The organism is Streptomyces sp. CB01373, assembly GCF_002803075.1.
Lineage (GTDB): Bacteria > Actinomycetota > Actinomycetes > Streptomycetales > Streptomycetaceae > Streptomyces.
This window is the reverse complement of the sequence record NZ_NNBK01000002.1, coordinates 466022-484799: the sequence shown is the minus strand read 5'-3', so window position 1 is coordinate 484799 and position 18778 is coordinate 466022. Positions and strand designations below refer to the sequence as shown.

13 protein-coding genes are annotated in these 18778 nt (G+C 70.6%); 4 read left to right on the top strand and 9 right to left on the bottom strand.

Going from position 1 to position 18778, the window contains the following annotated elements; all coding sequences use genetic code 11:
- Positions 1-112: 112 nt before the first annotated feature.
- Positions 113-1675, top strand: coding sequence for a DUF1996 domain-containing protein (locus tag CG719_RS04510; protein ID WP_100567131.1), 1563 nt, complete (start codon positions 113-115; stop codon positions 1673-1675).
- A gap of 112 nt (positions 1676-1787) precedes the next feature.
- On the opposite strand, the gene CG719_RS04505 is transcribed toward CG719_RS04510, so the two are convergent.
- Positions 1788-2219, bottom strand: a complete 432-nt coding sequence (locus CG719_RS04505; protein WP_199836505.1) for a hypothetical protein — start codon at positions 2217-2219, stop codon at positions 1788-1790.
- Positions 2220-2377: 158 nt separating this feature from the next.
- Between CG719_RS04505 and CG719_RS04500 the strand changes: the two genes are divergently transcribed.
- The 3 genes from CG719_RS04500 (at position 2378) to CG719_RS04490 (ending at position 5639) form a co-directional block, all read left to right on the top strand.
- On the top strand, positions 2378-2878 hold the full coding sequence (locus tag CG719_RS04500; RefSeq protein ID WP_234375403.1) for a tetratricopeptide repeat protein: 501 nt from the start codon (positions 2378-2380) through the stop codon (positions 2876-2878).
- A gap of 51 nt (positions 2879-2929) precedes the next feature.
- Complete coding sequence (locus CG719_RS04495; RefSeq protein WP_100567128.1) at positions 2930-4852, top strand: hypothetical protein; 1923 nt, start codon at positions 2930-2932, stop codon at positions 4850-4852.
- A gap of 97 nt (positions 4853-4949) precedes the next feature.
- Positions 4950-5639 (top strand): TetR/AcrR family transcriptional regulator, encoded by a 690-nt coding sequence (locus CG719_RS04490; RefSeq protein ID WP_100567127.1) that lies wholly within the window; start codon positions 4950-4952, stop codon positions 5637-5639.
- An 18-nt stretch (positions 5640-5657) separates the two neighbouring features.
- On the opposite strand, the gene CG719_RS04485 is transcribed toward CG719_RS04490, so the two are convergent.
- The 8 genes from CG719_RS04485 to CG719_RS04450 form a co-directional block, all read right to left on the bottom strand.
- Positions 5658-6014: a 5-carboxymethyl-2-hydroxymuconate Delta-isomerase gene (locus tag CG719_RS04485; RefSeq protein ID WP_100567126.1), complete on the bottom strand. Its 357-nt coding sequence runs from the start codon at positions 6012-6014 to the stop codon at positions 5658-5660.
- 35 nt (positions 6015-6049) lie between these two features.
- The gene (gene pulA, locus CG719_RS04480; protein WP_100567125.1) at positions 6050-11464 is read right to left on the bottom strand and encodes a pullulanase-type alpha-1,6-glucosidase; all 5415 of its coding nucleotides are present in this window, start codon (positions 11462-11464) and stop codon (positions 6050-6052) included.
- A 204-nt stretch (positions 11465-11668) separates the two neighbouring features.
- Positions 11669-11887, bottom strand: coding sequence for a GNAT family N-acetyltransferase (locus tag CG719_RS04475; RefSeq protein WP_199836504.1), 219 nt, complete (start codon positions 11885-11887; stop codon positions 11669-11671).
- Positions 11881-13257: an alpha-amylase gene (locus tag CG719_RS04470; protein WP_100567124.1), complete on the bottom strand. Its 1377-nt coding sequence runs from the start codon at positions 13255-13257 to the stop codon at positions 11881-11883. Before CG719_RS04470 ends, CG719_RS04475 begins: the two co-directional genes overlap by 7 nt.
- Positions 13258-13389: 132 nt before the next feature.
- Positions 13390-15078 carry a glycoside hydrolase family 13 protein gene (locus CG719_RS04465; protein ID WP_100567123.1) on the bottom strand — a complete coding sequence of 563 codons (1689 nt, stop codon included), beginning with the start codon at positions 15076-15078 and terminating at the stop codon, positions 13390-13392.
- Between the two features lie 218 nt (positions 15079-15296).
- On the bottom strand, positions 15297-16202 hold the full coding sequence (locus CG719_RS04460) for a sugar ABC transporter permease (RefSeq protein WP_100567122.1): 906 nt from the start codon (positions 16200-16202) through the stop codon (positions 15297-15299).
- Between the two features lie 19 nt (positions 16203-16221).
- Positions 16222-17226 (bottom strand): carbohydrate ABC transporter permease, encoded by a 1005-nt coding sequence (locus CG719_RS04455; RefSeq protein WP_100567121.1) that lies wholly within the window; start codon positions 17224-17226, stop codon positions 16222-16224.
- A gap of 100 nt (positions 17227-17326) precedes the next feature.
- Positions 17327-18598: an extracellular solute-binding protein gene (locus CG719_RS04450; protein ID WP_100567120.1), complete on the bottom strand. Its 1272-nt coding sequence runs from the start codon at positions 18596-18598 to the stop codon at positions 17327-17329.
- Positions 18599-18778 lie beyond the last annotated feature (180 nt).

Below are 18778 nucleotides of genomic sequence, written 5' to 3'. Positions count from 1 at the left end.
AAGAATTCGTGGGTCGGCTGAACACGCCCGGGACCGCGTCCGTATCCATGGGAGCCGCTTCACTCCTGTCGGGCGCCTCGATGCTGCCCCGCAAGGAAGTCAGAGGAGTTCCATGGGACGCAACACACGCAAACGCCGAATGCCGCTGGCCACCAAGGCCATAGCCGGGGCGGCGGCCCTAGCGCTCGGTGGGGGCGGGCTTGTATGGGCGAACTACTACGCATCCGCGCACGAGTCGAAGAACGACGCGTGGGGAGGCAACCGGACGAAGGCCGTCAACGCGCAGGTCGCGACGATCAAGTGCCCTGACGTCGGCCAGCAGCTCACCGCCGTGCCGGAGCAGGCCCGTGGAGAGGTCGACGGCGAACTCGCCACGCTCGACCAGCAGATCACCGAGGCCTACCAGCGGCTGGCCACCACGCGCGACGCGCAGACCAGAGACGCCAGCTTCGTCCAGAACGCCATCCTGGGTCCGCTGAAGGACCGGCGCAAGGTGATCCTCGACCGGATCAAGCTGGAGATCAACCGGGCCGGCGGCAAGACCCCCGGCAACCTGGACGACCTCGCGCCCTGCACCGGCACCCCCGTCGAGCAGAACCAGACGGACGCGGGCGACGGCGAGGGCGGTCAGGACAACGGCCAGAACGACGGCCAGGACACCGGCCAGGACAACGGGCAGCAGGGCGACAACGGCGGCCAGAACGACGGCGGTCAGCAGGGCGGCGACGGCGGGCAGCAGGGCACCGGCGGTCAGGCCGGGAACGGCCCGGTCGCGGCGGACTTCGTGGACATCACCACGGTCCAGCCGAACGTCCCCGCCAAGCCGCGCAAGAGCCGCAACGCCTCGAACGGCACCTTCACCACGCGCTGCGGTGTGAACGCCAACGGCAACCACAACACGGACAACGTGATCGTGGCGCCCGGTGTGGCCAACGGCGCCCACCACCTGCACGACTACGTCGGCAACCAGAAGATCGACGCGTTCTCGAGCAACGACACGTTCCTGCAGAGCGCCACGAGCTGCCAGAACAAGAACGACCTGTCGGCGTACTACTGGCCGGTGATCCGGGTCCAGGACGGCTCGCAGGACTTCGACCAGGACGCGGACGGCGGTGGCAAGGAGGGCAACGTCGGCCGGATCCTCAAGCCGCTCCAGGCGGAGATCAAGTACGTCGGCAGCCCGACCGGCAAGGTCGTCGCCATGCCGCAGTTCCTGCGCATCATCACCGGTGACGCCAAGACCACGACCAACGGTCTGGCCAACGCCAACGCGCACTGGAGCTGCACCGGCTTCGAGAACAAGGTCCAGCTGACGGAGCAGTACCCGATCTGCCCCGAGGGCAGCAAGATGGTGCGCACGTTCGCCTTCCAGAGCTGCTGGGACGGGCAGAACACCGACAGCGCCAACCACCGTACGCACATAGCCTTCGCCGACCAGCGCGGCAACTGCCCCAGCGGCTTCAAGGCCATCCCGAAGCTCACGATGCGCCTGGTCTACGACGTGCCGCGGCCGAGCATCGAGAACGGTGCGGTGAAGAACGCCTACGCGGTCGACGGCTTCCCCGAGCAGCTGCACAAGGCGGCCACCGACCACGACGACTTCATCAACATCACGACCGGCGGCCTGGCGAACAAGATCGCCAGCTGTGTCAACTCGGGCCGGAACTGCAAGTGACGCCCTGATCCGGTGATACTGGACCGGTGACCTCTTGAAGAAGGCCGGCGGCGGGAGATCCCGCCGCCGGCCTTCGCCGTGTGCCCGTGCGTGCCGTGCCCCTCCGAGCGGCTCAGCCGCTGTGCGCGCCGTGGGCGCTGTGGGCGCTGTGGGCGCTGTGGTCCTTGCCCGTCTCCACGTCACCGCCCAGGGTGGCGCGCAGCGCGGTGACCACGCCGCTGTCGCCGACGGCGACCCACTTGCGGCCGACGAGGTAGGAGCCGCCGTAGTCCTTGGCGTCGTCGATCCACTCCCGCTGGCCGCGGTCGGTGGCGAAGGTGGCGAGGACGAACTTGCCGGTGGGGTTGGTGCAGATGGCCTGCCGGATGGTGTCGGCGTCGGTCTGCATGTCCGGCTCGCACTTCACCTCGGCGGCCAGGCTCTCCAGGCTGCCGGTCGCCGTCGGCGGCACCTTCGCCGCCGCGCCGTCACCGGAACCGCACCCCGTCAGTACCAGTGCCGCCGCGGCACCGGCCACCGCGAGCATCGGTCGGGTCACCCTCATCTGTTCCTCCGGTCGCTTCCGGCACTCCGTTCCCGGCGGCAGGCGCCACAAGCATGCCGCACCGGGCCCCGGCAGGGGGCCGCCCTTCGATACGGCTGCGGTGCGCACAGCGCTCAATCCGGTGGACGCCGCCTGCACACGCGTGCGAACGTGAGCCGGTGAACCAGGACTGGGAAGACCGCGTGGCCGCCGCCTGGGCCCGCTTCGACGACTTTTCCGAGGACGAGGCGCCCGCGTTCCGGGCGGGTGTCGACGCGCTCGTCGCCGAACTGCCGGACGGCAGCCCGCTCGGCCCGTTCGAGCAGGCCTGTGCCTGGGACTCCACCGGCCGCTCGGACCGGGCGGTGCCGCTCTACCAGGAGGCACTGGAGCGCGGGCTGAGCGGCTACCGGGGCCGCCGGGCCAGGATCCAGCTGGCCAGCTCGCTGCGCAACCTCGGCCGGCCGGAGGAGGGCGTCAGGCTGCTCACGCCCGAACTGGACGGACCCTCGGACGAGTTGGACGACGCCGTACGGGCGTGTCTGGCACTGTGCCTGTCCGGTCTGGGCCGTGACCGCGAGGGCCTGTCCCTCGTCCTCGGTGCCCTCGCGCCCCATCTCCCCCGCTACCAGCGCTCGATGGCGAACTACGCCCGGCTGCTGGTGGAGCCCGAGGACTGAGAACGCCGGACCCCCGTGTGACCTAGGACCGGCTCGCTCGTTGGCCTGGACGTGCAGTCACAGGATGTCGCCCCGCGCCACAAGTCCTCCTCCGGGCCGGTCGTCGATGCCGAGCGGGCCGAGGCCGCGCTCGTCGAGCACTATCCGCGTCTGGTCCGGCTCGCCTATCTGGTGCTGCCGCCCGGACTCGGGCGGGGCCGCCGTGTGCTGACCGCGCACGCGCTGGCCCAGCGGGCGCTGCCGCGGGGCCGGTCCTCGGCGACCGTGATCCCGGCCCAGTCGGCCGGACGCGAGTCCGACCCGGGCTACGCCTTCGTCCGCCTCCAGGTGATCCGCACGGCGCTGGGGGCGGGCCGCCCACCGCGCGGGATCCGGACCGGACGCGCCCGACTGCGGCCGGCGCTGCCCCTGGTGTGGGGCCTGCGCCTGTTCCCGCGCTCGGGCGGCGCCGACGAACTCGCGCTGGACCAGAAGCTGGCGACCCTGTCCGGGCCGGCCCGTGCCGCCTACGTGCTGCGCGGCCTGGAAAGGCTCCCCGACCCCGCCGTGCGGGAGGTGCTGACGGCCGCGGGCGTGGCCGACCCGGTCGCCGCGCTGCGCCAGGCCGACCGCCTGCCCGCCCAGTACGCGCTCCTCGACTCCCCCGAGTTCGACCCGTGCTCGTTGCAGGCCCGGCCCACCGATCTGAAGCGGCGCAGGCAGCACACCAGGGCCGCGCTCGCCGCGGCCGCGGCCCTCGCCGTGTGCGGCGCGCTGGTCGCGCTGCCGGGCGGCGGCTGGGGTCCGGACGGCGCCGCCGCACCCGCCTACGCGCACAACCCGTCCGCCGAGGCCGCCCTCGATCCGGGCAGGCTGACCAGGATCGCCCCCACCGCCTGGCGGACCTCCGCGCGGCTCGACCTCTCCGTGTGGCCGGCCCGCGGCAACCTGGCCGGCGACACGGCCCTGCTGCGCCGGGCGCTCGCCGTCTGGGCCCGCCCCGGCGAGTCCGTACGGGTCTCGGCCACCCCCGGCACCGCCACGGGCGGCCCCGCGGGACCGCCGCAACTGCTCTACGCCGGCGACGTCGACAACGCGCGCGTGGTGCTCTTCCACGACGGCCTGCGTATCGCCCGCTATGCCGAGCCGAGGGACTCCTCGGCCGGGGCCGCCCTCGACTTCGCCCGGGTCGACGGCGCCGCCGGCGCGGAGGCGGGCGCGGTGGTGCTGGGCCGCTCCGACGGGAACGTCCGCTATCTGACGGCGCCCTGGGTGAAGGCGGCGGCCGAGCGGGACCTGCTCAAGCCGGACGCCGGGGCGATGGACCTCGGCCTCACGGGCGGTGTCACCGGGCCGCTGGCCAGCCCGGTCCAGCGCAGCGGCGGCTGCACCTCGTGGAACGCGCTCCAGCTGACCGGCGAACCCGGCACCCAGCTCCTGGCCGACCTCGGCGAACTGGCCCCCGCCCGCCTCACCACGGGCCGCCCCGATGCCCCGCAGGAGGTGTCCGGTGCGGCGGGGCTGCGCGCCTGGGCGCCGCTGGCCTGCTCGCTGGGTGCCGTGCGCGCACAGGGCGTCCGGTCGGTCAACGCCTGGGAGTACGCCGAGCAGCCGCTGCCCGACGCGACCGGTTCGGCCGCCGCGTGGGTGTGCACCCGCGCCGAGACCTGGCGCGGCGACGGGACGCGGGTACTGGCCCAGTTCCACACGCCCGGCGGGAAGTACGCGGCGGTCGCGGCCCAGGCCGAGAACGTGCCCGCGTGCGGCGTCCGCGATCCGCACGTGCTGGCCGGGGTGCTGTGGAAGTCGCAGGCGGGCGCCTGGTACCTGCTCGCGGCCGGGGACCGGGACACCGCCTCGATCAGCGCGACCGGCGGGGTCAGCGCCTCCACCCAGGGCCGCTTGCTCGTCGTGCGGACCCGGCAGGGTGCACAGGCCGACCTGAAGGGGAAGCTGGCCGACGGCAGGTCCGTCGCCGTGCTGCGTCAGAAGTGAGCGGTCGGCGCGGCGGGGTGTGACGAGCCGCGGTCGAACACCGCGGTCGGTCCTTGCCGGTCCGTTCGGGGCCGGAATCGATCGGTAAGGTGTTCGTATGACTACCGGGGTTCGCCGCAGGATGGGAGTCGACGAACGACGGCAGCAGTTGATCGGCGTCGCCCTCGAACTGTTCAGCCGCCGCTCGCCCGACGAGGTCTCCATCGACGAGATAGCGTCGGCGGCGGGTATCTCGCGCCCGCTGGTCTACCACTACTTCCCCGGCAAACTCAGCCTGTACGAGGCCGCGTTGAAGCGCGCCTCGGACGATCTGGCGGGCCGGTTCACGGAGCCGCACGAGGGCCCGCTGGGGGCGCGGCTGCTGCGGGTGATGCGCCGGTTCTTCGACTTCGTGGACGAGCACGGGCCCGGTTTCTCGGCCCTGATGCGTGGCGGCCCGGCGGTCGGCTCGTCGACGACGAACGCGCTCGTCGACTCCGTCCGGCAGGTCGCGTACGACCAGATCCTTTCGCATCTGGGGATCGATCAGCCGCCCGCGCGGCTGGAACTGGTCGTCCGCTCGTGGATCTCGCTCGCGGAGTCGACGGCGCTGATCTGGCTGGACGGCCGGCGCATACCGCGTGCCGAGCTGGAGGTCCAGCTCGTGCACGACTTCGGCGCGCTGGTCGCCGTCAGCGCCGCCCATGACGAGGAGCTGGGCGCGCTCATGCGCCGGGTCTTCAAGGACGAGCCGGCCGAAGGCCCCTTCCTGGACCTGGTCGGCCGGCTCGTCGCTCTCGCCTCCTGACGCTGGTTGCCCCGCTCGTCAGGCGTCGAACTTCCGGTAGGAGGCGTCGAGGTCGCGCACCTCGGCCGACGCGTGCAGCGCCAGGCCCTCCACCGGCTTCACATGCTCCCGCAGCGCCTCCAGGACCGCCTCCGTCAGACGAGCCTTGGTCTCGTCGGTGCGCCCGGCCAGCAGGCCGATGGTGACGTGCACGATCGCGTGCCCCTCGGTGTCCGGACCGACGGCGGTGTCCTCGGTCCGGCGGAACTGCGTCTTGCACGCCGGAGGCTTGGCGGCCGCGATCTCGACCGTGCGGGCGTGCAGCTCCCGCGCGAAGGCACGCCGGTCGAAGGCGTCGGCCAACCGCTCGGAGTAGTCGACGGTGATCTGCGGCATGAGCTCTCCTGTTCCGGGCCGGCCGGGGACCCGCGCTAGTTCCTGAACACCGCGACCGTACGCGCCGGGACCGTGAACGTCCCGGTCGCCTTCTCGTACGACGAGGTCCTCACCACCGGATCGGCGCCCGCAGTCTGCACCGGGTGCAGCCGGTAGCCGGTCCCCGCGAGGTCCGCGACGCGCTGCCGCTGCCGTTCGGGCGTGGCGTTGAACACCACGACGAGATCGCCGAGCCTCATGGTGATCACGCCGGGCGTCTCGTCGCCGCCCGACAGCGGGAAGGACAGCTTCCGCTGCACCTGCGCCGCCGTGGCCAGGGAGAACGACTGCTCGGTCGTGCGGATGCGCAGCAGGTCCCGGTACGCGGCCGAGGCTCCCTGGATCTGCGGGCAGCCCACCCCGACGGTGGTGAGCAGCGGCTTGGCGTACGGCCACTTGTCCTGGTTGTCGGCCGCCATGGGCAGCCCGCGGCCGAAGCCGTTGCCGTCGGCGCAGTTCCAGTGGATGGCGTTGAACCAGTCGCCGCTGTCGTAGGAGTTGCGGTCGAGGGACTTCGAGCGCAGCAGGTCGGTCCCGGCCTGGGACAGTGCGGGCCCCTGGGACAGCGCTGCCGTCGCCATGGCGAGGACCTGCATCCGGGCCCGGTCGTCCGCGCTCGTGGAGGAGGGCAGCTTGTAGGCGAGGGCGTCGAACAGCGACTCGTTGTCGTGGGCGTCGGCGTAGGCGAGGGCGTCGCCGGGGGCGTCCGCGTACCCGGCGGGCGCGCCGTTGTAGTCGACCTCGGCGCCGGTGACCTCCTTGCCGCCGGTGTCGGTGAAGCGGTACGCGGCGAGGTTGCCGCTCAGGCCGACCTTGATCAGGTCCTGGTAGTGCAGCAGGCGGGCCTTCTGTTCGGCCCTGCTGCCGTTGCTCTGGGAGGAGTTGGGGTCGGTGTACAGGCCGGAGGCGAATCCCTGGACGCCCGGGTCGTCGTCGAAGGGGCCGCCGCCGCGGACCGCGTCACGGGCGCGGTCGGAGAAGGTCGCGATGCCCGTGCCCGCCATGTTCTTCTGCGTGGCCTGGACGAACCGCGCGTCGTCGGCGACCTCGCCGAAGTTCCAGCCCTCTCCGTACAGGATGATGTTCCTGCCGTCCACGCCGTCCTTCTTGAGCGTGAGCGCGTCGAGTGCCTTGCGGACGGCGAGCATGTTCGCCTTGGGGTGGTGGCCCATGAGGTCGAAGCGGAAGCCGTCGACCTTGTACTGCCGGGCCCAGGTGACGACCGAGTCGACGACGAGCTTGCCCATCATGGCGTTCTCGGGCGCGGTGTTCGCGCAGCAGGTGCTGTCGGCCACCGAGCCGTCGGCGAGGAGCCGCTGGTAGTAGCCGGGCACGATCCGGTCGAGCACGGAGGTGTCCGCCTGGCCGGCGGCGGCCGTGTGGTTGTAGACGACGTCCATGACGACCCGCAGGCCGTCCTGGTTGAGCGCCTTGACCATCTGCCGGAACTCGACGGTACGGGCCGTGCCGTCCGGGTCGGTGGCGTAGGAGCCCTCGGGGACCGTGTAGTGGTAGGGGTCGTAGCCCCAGTTGTAGGCGTCCTTCGCGGCGGTCGCCGCCACGCAGGCCTGCTGCCGCTCGGAGTCGGCCGGGTGGGCGGCCAGGTCGCAGTCCGGGGTGGCCTGGTCGGCCTTCCTCTCCGGGATGGTGGCGATGTCGAAGGCGGGCAGCAGGTGCACGTACGAGGTGCCCGCCTTCGCCAGGTCCCGCAGGTGGCGGGAGCCGTCGCTGTTCTTGTCGGTGAAGGCCAGGTAGGTGCCCTGGTCCTTGGCCGGGACCGTGCGGTCCGCGACGGAGAAGTCCCGGATGTGCAGCTCCTGGATCTGGGCGTCCCTGAGCGGTACGGCCTTGGGCTTGGCCAGGCCCGGCCAGCCGCTCGGGGCCAGCGCCCGGTCGTCGAGGTCGACGACGAGGCTGCGCTCGGAGTTCGCGGTGAGGGCGACCGAGTACGGGTCGGTGACCTTGTTGGTGACCACCTTGCGGACGGTGGGCGCCCATACGGTCACGACGTACCGGTAGGGCTTGTTCTTCCAGGACGCCGGGCCGGTGACGGACCAGACGCCGGTGGTGTCGTCGCGGTGCATGGCGACCGGCCTGCCGTCCAGTTCCAGGGCGACGTCCCGCGCGGTCGGTGCCCACACGCTCAGCGTGGGCCTGCCCTGGTGGAAGACGGGGCCGAGCTCCGCCTTGGTGGCGAGGGTGCCGTACACGTCGTCGAGCACGCCCGCGAGCTGGACGCCCGTCGCGGCGAGCACGGCGCCGTTCGCGGCCCGCTGGGAGGCGACGATCTGGCCGCGCAGGGCCTCGCGGACGCGGGTGCGGTCGCGGGGGTCGACGGACCAGGCGGTGTAGTCCCTCAGGTGCGGGAACCTCGCCTTCTGGGCGTCGGTGAGCGTGGTCCTCGCCAGCCGCAGCCAGCGCTCGTCGTCGCTGGTCAGCGTTCCGTCCTGGACGGTGATCGAGCCGTCGTGGGAGTAGAGCAGCTGGGTGGAGGCGGCGCCCTCCACGCCCTTGAGGGACACCGTGTCCCGGTCGATCCAGACCGCCTTCGAGGTGGTGAGGTCGAGGGCGCCCGCGCCGCCGGCGGGCTGGGGCAGCAGGGGCTTGTCCTGGCCGCTCATCAGCCACACCTCGTGGCCGTGGGCCGCCGTGAGGTCGAGGGACTGGTCGGTGGGCAGGTCCTTCTCGTCGCCCTTGTGGATGATGTAGCCGAGACTGGTGGCACCGTCGGTGAGCGGTACCTCGAAGACCGCGCCATAGGAGTCAGTCTTGACCGGCTGGAGGGGTTTCGACCAGTCGGTGGGGTGCGCGGCGCCGGTCCACACGTGCAGGCCCCAGCCGTCGTAGTTCCCGTCGGCGCGGTGGTAGTGGAGGACGGCCTTGGCCGGGTCCTGCGCCGGATACTCGGGGCGCGTGGTCCGTACGTCGTCCTTGCCCTGTTCGATCCAGACCTCGCCCGTCCGGGTGACGTCGATGGACCGGTCGGCGGAGACGTCCTTGTTGCCGTTCTTGTCGATGACCAGGAAGCCGACGTCGGAGGCGCCCGGCTTCAGCTTGACGTGGGCGAAGGCTCCGTAGGCGTCCCGGCCGGTGAACGGGTGGCTGTCCGGCCAGGTGGTCGACTCGCCGTCGGCGAGGTCGCCCCAGGCGTACAGGCCCCAGTTCGCGTAGTCGCCGTCGGCGCGCTTGTAGTGGACGACGGCGTAGTCGCGGGAGGAGGCGGTGGGGACCTCGGGGGCCGGCGGGGTGCCGGTGGTGGAGGCCGCGGTCGCGCTCGCCGTGCGGCCCGCCGAGTCGACGACGACCGCCTTGTAGCGCAGGGCGGTGCCGACCGGGACGGTCCGGGGCAGGGTCTGGGTGACCCGGTAGGGGGCGTGGTCGGCGGAGCCCAGCACCTTCCAGGGGCCGTTGCCGGTCTGCGCGGCGAAGACGACCCGGTTGAGCTGCCCGCCGGTGACGTCGGCGCTCAGCTCGACGGTGCCGGTGGCGCCCTGGGCGGGGGGTGTGAGGGTGACGGCAGGCTTGGCGGCGGGCCGGTCGAGGGTGCCCGCGGCCTTGAGGACGACGGACGATCCGGCCGGGACGGTGACGGTGACCTCGCGGTCGGCGCCGGAGGTCACGGCGGCCCCGGTGCCGTACACCCCGCGGTACGTCATCCGCGCCGAGCCGGTGGCGAACGTGGCGGTCCGCGCCTCGCCCGCGTTGTTGAAGGCGACGACGTACTCGGCTCCGGTCCGGGCGTCGGTGCGGGTGACGGCGTAGACACCGGGCCCGTCCGCCGCGTACCGCTCGGTCTGGACTCCGTCCGCGAGGGCCGGGTTGTCCTTGCGGAGCTTCGCGAGGGCGGCGATCTGCCGGTAGAGCGGCGCGGTGGTGTCGTAGGCGTCGCTCGCGTGGCCGCGGTCGGTGCCGATCCGGTCGTCGTCGAGATAGTCGGCGACCTTGGAGGCGAACATGGTCTGGCGGGCGTCCTTGTCGCCGCCGGAGCCGGTGAAGCCCTGCTCGTCGCCGTAGTAGACGACGGGGTTGCCGCGGCTGAGGAACATCAGCTCGTTGGCGAGCCTGTCCTTGCGCAGGATCTCGGCGTCGGTCGCCTTCGGGTCGTCCTGCTTGAGGAAGTACCCGATGCGGCCCATGTCGTGGTTGCCGAGGAAGGTCACCTGCTCGTAGGCGTTGGCCTTGTCGGTCGTGTACCTGTAGTCGTCGCCGAAGACGCCCGCGAGCCTCTTCGCGCTGCCGCCCTGGGAGGCGTAGGCGCGGGCCGCGTCCTGGAACGGGAAGTCGAGCGTGGCGTCGAGGCGGCCCTCGGTGACGTACGGGGCGTTCACGGCGGTGTCGGCGGAGTAGACCTCGCCGAACATGAAGAAGTCCTTACGGCCGTGGGCGGCGGCGTAGGCGTCGAGCGCCGTGGCCCACTGGGTCCAGAACTCCATGTTGACGTGCTTGACGGTGTCGATGCGGAAGCCGTCGACGCCGAAGTCCTTCACCCAGCGCTGGTAGATCCTCTCCATGCCGCTGACGACCTCGGGGCGCTCGGTCCACAGGTCGTCGAGGCCGGAGAAGTCGCCGTAGGTGGCGTTCTCACCGGTGTAGGTGGAGTCACCGCGGTTGTGGTACATCGTCGGGTCGTTGAGCCACGACGGGACCTTGACGTTCTTCTTCGCGGCCGGGACGACCGGGGTGCGCGGGAAGGAGGAGGCGTCGACAGCGGGGAACTTCTTCGTGCCGTCCGCGTACTCCGCGTCGTCGAACGGGCGGCCGTCCTTGGTCAGGTAGGGGAAGGCGCCCTTGGACAGGTACTCGTGGGCGCCGCCCTCGTAGTCGACGACGTCGGCGGTGTGGTTGGTGATGACGTCGAAGAAGACCTTCATGCCCTTGGCGTGTGCCTTGGAGATGAGGGTCGTGAGGTCCTTGTTGGTGCCGAAGTGCGGGTCGACCCTGGTGAAGTCGGTGATCCAGTAGCCGTGGTAGCCGGCCGAGGCGTCCTTGCCGGTCCCCTGCACGGGCTGGTTCTTGAAGATCGGCGCCAGCCAGATGGCCGTGGTGCCCAGGCCCTTGATGTAGTCGAGCCGGTTGGTCAGGCCCTTGAGGTCGCCGCCCTGGTAGAAGCCCTTGTCGGTGGGGTCGTAGCCGGTGACGAGGCGTGAACCGGTCAGCCCGCCCCGGTCGTTGGCGGTGTCCCCGTTGGCGAAACGGTCCGGCAGGACGAAGTAGAACTGCTCCCGGGTGCTGTCGTGCCGGGCGGGCTCGGCGGCGAGCTTCGCGTCCGAGGGCGGCGCGGGCGGCTTTTCGGCGGCCCGCGCCGTCAGCGGCGGGAGGAGCGCTGCGGCAATCGCGGCCGCGGTGACGGCGGCGACGCGTCTGCCTGACGGGGTGCGGCGCCGCGAGGGCGCCGGCCATCTCGGTATCACGGGGTGAACTCCTTGGCGGTACGGCTCACTTGACTGCGACCCCTCGCCCCGGCCATCAACAGGGCCACCGGGCGCGGCCGCGAACGTATCGCCTGCGCAAGCCTTACTGCAATACCCCTGAAACTCATGGCAACTTTTTTCACGCAACCGGCCGCCCGCCCCGACGGAGGCCGGCGCTCCACTCCCGGAGCGCCGGCCCCGCCATCACGGGAAGCGGTAGAGGACCTGCGGTTGACCCTCCATGTGCACGATGGTGAGCAGCCCGGGGGCGGCCACGCAGCCCCGTTCACGGGCGCGCACCGTCTCCTCGGGGACCGGTCCGCCGAGGTGGCGGCGCACCTCCGGATCGGTCCACAGGCGGCGGTGGGCCGGTACGTCGTCCGGCTCGACCGGCCGCAGGAGCAGGCGCGGGGTCGTCAGCAACTCGGCTTTCCCGCGTAGATGGCGAGGGCGGTGTTCGGGGCGACCGATGCCTTGAACCAGCCGCTGCCGTCCACCGTGACGGTCCTGTTGCTCTGCACATCGCAGTAGGTGCCCGCGGGGAGCGAGGTCTGGTACGAGCGATCGGCCGTCGTGTTCTCGTGGTTGATCACCACGTAGCCCTTGTTGCCGCGGCCGAACACGATGAGGTTGTTGCCGTTGTCCCACCAGTTCGTCACCGCCTGGCCGCGGGTGGCGTTGCGGAAGGCGACCATGGACTTGATCTCCGGCCAGGCGTGCTGGCACTTCCAGCCGTCCTGCCAGCAGGCGTTGACCTTGCCGCCGTTGGGGGGACCGGCGTCCGCGTCGGACCACTCGTAGGCGGAGTTGATGTCGGGGGCGCCGTAGGGCCAGGCCAGCATGAAGACGTTGGCCAGCGTGTAGTTCGCGCCGTTCTTGTAGCTGAGAGTCGAGCCGTTGCGCTCGGTGTCGTGGTTGTCGACGAAGACGCCGGCCACCGAACTGTTCATGTAGCCCCAGCCCTCGCCGTAGTTCTTGAGGTAGGCGAGCTTCTCGTTGGTGAGGACCCGCTTGAGGTCGTAGGCGTAGCGGAACTCCTGGACGTCGCCGTTGCCGGTGTACTCGGTCGGCTGGACCGCCTCCCCCGCGCCGTGGATGACCTCCTGCTTCCAGTAGGCGGAAGGGTTCTTCAGACGCGACTTGATGTTGGCGAGGTCGGCGGCCGGGATGTGCTTGGCCGCGTCGACACGGAAGCCGTCGACGCCCAGGGAGAGCAGGTCGTTCATGTAGCCCGCGATGGCCTGGCGGACGTAGTCCGACCCGGTCCTGAGGTCGGCGAGGCCCACCAGTTCGCAGTACTGGACGTTGTAGCGGTCCTGGTAGTTGGTGATGTCGGTCCTGCAGTCGTTGAAGTCGTTGTTCGAGTACAGGCCCGGGTAGCCGTACTTGGTGTACGAGGAACCGCCGGTGCCGGTGCCGCTGCCCGCCGACATGTGGTTGATGACGGTGTCGACGACGACCTTCACCCCGGCCGTGTGGCAGGCGTTGACCATGTTCTGGAACGCGGCGCGGTCACCCAGCCGCCCGGCGATCTTGTAACTCACCGGCTGGTACGACGTCCACCACTGCGGGCCCTGGATGTGCTCGGCGGGCGGGGAGACCTGGACGTAGCCGTAGCCGGCCGGGCCGAGGGTGTTCGCGCACTCCTTGGCGACCGACGCGTAGTTCCACTCGAAGAGGACCGCGGTGACGTCCTTGGTGCCGGGCGGGGAGGCGGCGGCGGGCGCCGCGAGGGCCACGGAGGCGGCCACGGCGAGGGCGGCCGCGTATGAAAGGGGTCTGCGGATGGCCATGTGGGGGTTCCTTCTTCGTTGAAGGCTCTTGCTGAAAGGTTCAGCAAGTCGTTGACCCCGGATGGTAGAAGGCCCGCTGCCTCAACGGGCAGCGGGCCGTGGGGAGTTGATGTGAAACTGTGACCTGTCGGGTCAGGCCGTGGTCCACCACACCGTCGTGTCGGAGGGAACCTTCGCCTCGCCGTCCGCCTCCGTGACCTCGCCGCTCGTGAGCAGCACCCGGCCGTACGCCGGGATGGTCACCGACTCGCCGGTCGTGTTCGCCACGCAGACGAACTCGCCGCGCCGGAAGGCGAGGACGCCCTCGGGCGCGCGCAGCCACTCCACCGCCTCGCCGGCGCCCAGGTCACGGTGGGCGCGGCGGGCGGCCAGGGCCGAGCGGTACAGCTCCAGGGTGGTGCCCGGCACGCCCTGCTGGGCCTCCACGCTCAGCCGGCCCCAGTGCGCGGGCTGCGGAAGCCAGCTGCCCCCGCCGCCGAAGCCGTAGGAGGAGCCCTCGCGGGTCCACGGGATGGGCACGCGGCATCCGTCGCGGAACCCGTCCTGGCCCTCGCCCCGGAAGTACGCCGGGTCCTGGCGCACCTCGTCCGGCAGGTCCACGACGTCCGGCAGGCCCAGTTCCTCGCCCTGGTAGACGTACGCCGAACCGGGCAGCGCCAGCATCAGCAGCGTGGCCGCGCGCGCCCGGCGCAGGCCGAGCTCGCGGTCGCCCGCGCTGCGGATCTGGGTGCCGAGGCCGGGCGGGTTGGCGAACCGGGTGGCGTGCCGGGTGACGTCGTGGTTGGACAGCACCCAGGTGGCCGGGGCACCCACCGGGCGCATGGCCTCCAGGGTGCGGTCGATGACCTCGCGCAGCTCGCCGGCGTCCCACTCGGTGCCCAGGTACTGGAAGTTGAACGCCTGGTGCAGTTCGTCGGGGCGCACGTAGTTCGCGGTCCGCTCGACGGTCGGGGTCCACGCCTCCGCGACGAAGATCCGGTCGCCCGAGTACTCGTCGAGGATGTGCCGCCACTGGCGGTAGATCGCGTGCACGCCGTCCTGGTCGAAGAACGGCATGACATCGTTGCCCAGGAGCTTCAGCTGGTCGTGGCTGCCGAGGTCGGGCAGGCCCTCGGCCTTGACCAGGCCGTGGGCCACGTCGATACGGAAGCCGTCGACGCCCATGTCGAGCCAGAACCGCAGGATGGAGCGGAACTCGTCGCCGACGGCCGGGTGGTCCCAGTTGAAGTCGGGCTGCTCGGGCGCGAACAGGTGCAGGTACCACTCGCCAGGGGTGCCGTCCGGCTCGGTGACCCTGGTCCAGGCGGGGCCGCCGAAGATGGACTCCCAGTCGTTGGGCGGGAGTTCGCCGTCCGTGCCCTTGCCGGGGCGGAAGTGGTAGCGGTCCCGCAGCGGGGAGCCGGGGCCGTCCGCGAGCGCGCGCTTGAACCACTCGTGCTGGTCGGAGGAGTGGTTGGGCACGATGTCGACGATGATCCGCAGACCCAGCGCATGGGCGTCGCGGATCAGCGCGTCGGCGTCCAGCAGGTTGCCGAACATGGGGTCGACGGCTCGGTAGTCGGCGACGTCGTAGCCGGCGTCGGCCTGCGGGGAGGCGTAGAACGGGCTGAGCCAGACGGCGTCCACACCGAGGTCGCGCAGGTACGGCAGGCGGGAGCGTACGCCCTCCAGGTCGCCCATGCCGTCGCCGTCGCTGTCGGCGAAGCTGCGCGGATAGACCTGGTAGATCACCGCGTCCCGCCACCAGTCGCGGCGCGGGGCGACGGTGGTGGCAGCCGCTTCGGAGAGGGGGGATTCGGCCGGGAAGTACTGCTTGCTCATGGCGTCCTTGGTGCGTCGGGTGTTCCCCTGCTCCGGCGTGGGCGAGAGCTGGGGGGGGCGATTGCTTGTCGTGGGCAGGGGTGACGGCGTCCGGGTGATGAGGCGGCCGCGGTGCCCGCGGGGTCAGGGGCCCCCTTGCTCGGAGAGCTCGGGGAGGGCACCGCGGCCGCCACCCGCGCGGGTCAGGCGCGCGGGAGCCGTTGTCGGGCGCGTGGGGGTCAGCCCTTGGTGCCGCCCGCGGTGAGGCCGGTGACGAGGTTTTTCTGGACAAGGTAGAAGAAGACCGACACAGGAATGGCGATCAACACCGCGGTGGCGGCCATGTAGTTCCACTGGGCGTCGTGCTCACTGACGAAGCTCTGCAGGCCGACCGCGAAGGTGTACTTGGAGTCGTCCAGCATGAAGGTGGTCGCGAACGCGACCTCGCCGACGGCCGTGATGAAGTTGTAGAAGGCCGCGACGGCCAGCCCCGGGCGGGCCAGCGGCAGGATCAGCCGTACGAAGGTGCCGAAGGGGCTGAGCCCGTCGATGCGTCCCGCTTCGTCGATCTCGAAGGGGATGGTGTCGAAGTATCCCTTGAGCAGCCAGGCGCTGTAGGGCACGGCCGTGGTGCAGTTGATGACGATCAGGGCCCAGTAGGTGTCGATGAGACCGAACCGGCCGAAGATCTCGTACATCGGCACGATCAGGATGGCGATCGGGAAGGCCTGGGTGAGCAGCAGCACCCACATCAGCTGCTTGTAGCCGGGGAAGCGCATGCGCGAGACCGCGTAGCCGGTGGTGGCGGCGACGAAGACACCGATCAGGGTGGTGCCGAGGGCCACGATCATCGTCGACTTGAGCCAGTCGAAGAAGGCGGTGTGCTGCAGCACGAAGCTGTAGTTGGAGAAGGTGAGCTTGCCGAAGATCTTGCCGGGGTGCAGGTAGTCGTCCTTGTCCGGGCCGAGCGACAGGAAGAACAGCCAGACCACCGGGGCCAGCGCGACGAGGCTCGCCACGGCGAGGCCGCCGTGCAGGAGGACGCTGCCGAGCGGGCCGCGCTCGCCCCGCCGGCGGGTCCGGTGCGGGGGCGGCGGGGCGGACGCCGGTCCGGCCGGTGTCTTCTCGAGGGTCGTGGTGCTCATGGGGGCGGCTCCTGCGGCGTCAGACGGCGAGCTGGTCATTGCGCTTCAGCCAGCGGAAGTAGAAGGAGGTGAAAACGGTGAGGATCGACAGCAGCAGTACGCCGTACGCGGCGGACTGGGCGAAGTCGCGCGGCTGCTGTCCGAAGCCCAGGTAGTAGGCCCAGGTGACGAGGATCTGGGCGTCGGGCGCGCTGTAGGGGCCGAACAGCAGGAAGATGATGGCGAACTGGTTGAAGGTCCAGATGACGCCGAGCAGCACCACGGTGGAGCTGACCGAGCGCAGACCGGGCAGCGTGACGTACCGGAACCGCTGCCAGGCGTTGGCGCCGTCCACCTCCGCGGCCTCGTAGAGCGTGGAGTCGATGGACTGCAGGCCGCCGAGGAGCGAGAGCATCATGAACGGCACACCGCACCAGGTGTTGACCATGATCGCGGCGAACCGCTGCCAGAAGGTGTCCTCCAGCCACTGCGGCTGGGGCAGGTGCAGATTGCCGAGCACCTGGTTGAGCACACCGGAGTCGGCGAGCATGATCCGCCAGGAGAAGACCGTGACGAAGGTCGGCACGGCCCATGGCAGGACCAGCATCAGCCGGTAGAAGGTGCGGCCGCGCAGCTTCTGGTTGAGCATGAGCGCGAGGCCGAGGCCGATGGTGTAGTGCAGGAACACGCAGGCGGCCGTCCAGAAGACGGTCCACAGGAAGTGCGACCAGAACCGGTCGTACGAGGTCGGGCCGAACAGGATGTCCTGGTAGTTGTCCAGCCCGATGAACTTGTAGGTGGCCTCGATGTGGTTGACGCCGATGGTGCGCGCCGAGTTGAGGCTGTTGGCGTCGGTGAGGGTCAGGTAGAAGCCCCGCACCAGGGGGTAGCCCACGAGGCCGCCGAGCACGACGACCACCGGCGCGATCATCGCGTAGGCGTACCAGTACTTCTGGAAGCCGTTCTTCAGGCGTTGCCCCAGCCCGGGCCGAGGCGCGCGGTCACCGCGGCGCCTGCCGGTCGCGCGGTCGATGGCGACTGTCATGGTTCGACACCTTTTGCAAGATCAGGGAGTTGGGCTGGGCACAGGCCGGTGGCCGTCGGAGTCCTCCCCTTCACGGGAGCACTCCGACAGCCACGACGGCTCACTTGCTGAAGTCGGGGACCAGCTTGGCGATCGCGAGTTCCGCGTTGCTCAGGCCCTTGTCCAGGGACTCCTTGCCGGCGGCGATCTTGGGCAGCTCGGTGTCGAGCGGGCCCCACAGGGAGCCGTACTCGGGCAGCGCCGGGCGCGGCTGGGCGGCGGGCAGGACGCCCTGGTAGCCCGCGATGCCGGGGTCGGCCTTGACCTCGTCGGTGTAGGCGTCGTCGCGGGTGGGGAGCGTGGAGTTCTTCAGGGCGATGGTCTCCTGGGACTTCGCCGAGGCCATGAAGTTCACGAACTTCATGGCCGCGTCCTGGTGGGCCTTGTCCGAGCCGGCGTAGACCGAGAGGTTGTGTCCGCCGGTCGGGGCGCCCGCCTTGCCGGAGGAGCCGGCCGGGACGGTGGCGATGCCCAGGTTGGACTTGTCCGTGAACGCGGAGCCCGTGTAGAAGTTCGTGATCTCCCAGGGACCCTGGATGATCGCGGCGACCTTGCCGTTGATGAACGCGTCCTGGATGTGGGCGTAGGCGTCGGCGGTGGTGTCGGCCTTGTGCAGGCCCTTGCCGTCGAACAGGCCGAGCCACGTGCCGTAGGCCTTCTTGGCGGGCGCCGAGTTCATCGTGATCTTCTTGGCGTCGGCGTCGACGGTGTTGGTGCCCTCGCCGTAGAGGAAGCTCTGGGCGTAGTAGGCCTGGGTGGAGCCCCAGTAGCCGTCGACGCCGGTCTTGTCCTTGATCTTGGCGGCGGCGGACTTCAGCTCGTCCCAGGTCTTGGGGGCCTCGGCGATGCCGGCCTTCTTGAACAGGGCCTTGTTGTAGACCAGGGCCAGGGTGTCGGTGACGAACGGGACGCCGTAGGTCTTGCCCTCGTACTGGGCCTGCGTGACCAGGCTGGGCTGGAACTTGTCCTGGTCGGCGAGGGCCTCGGTGCCGTCCAGCGGCACGAAGTAGCCCTTCTTGGCGAAGGCCGGGGTCCAGCCGACCTCGGAGCGCAGCACGTCCGGGGCGCCCTTGGAGCCGGCGGCCGTGTCGAACTTGTTCTGCGCCTGGTCGAACTGGACGTTGACGTACTTGACCTTGATGTCCTTGTTGGCCGCTTCGAACTGCTTGACCAGGGCCTGGTACGTCGGTGCCTCGTTGGTGGCGTTGGAGGTGTCCCACCAGGTGATGGTCACCGGACCGTCCGACTTGTCGCCGTTGTCGCTCCCGCCGCACGCCGTCGCCGTGAGGGCGAGGGACGCCACCAGCGCGGTGGCCGCTATGCCACGCCGCATGAGTTCTCCTTGAGGGTTAAGCCCGTGAACAGGTAACGGCCCCGTCCGCCGTCCTGCCGACTTTCCGACCGCGCCATTGCCGCCGCCGGGCGACCGGAAACGTAACAGCGTTGCAAGCCCGGCGAAAGACCTTGCAGAAAAAAAGTGCAAGACACCGCGCCAGTTACCGCTTCGTGACCC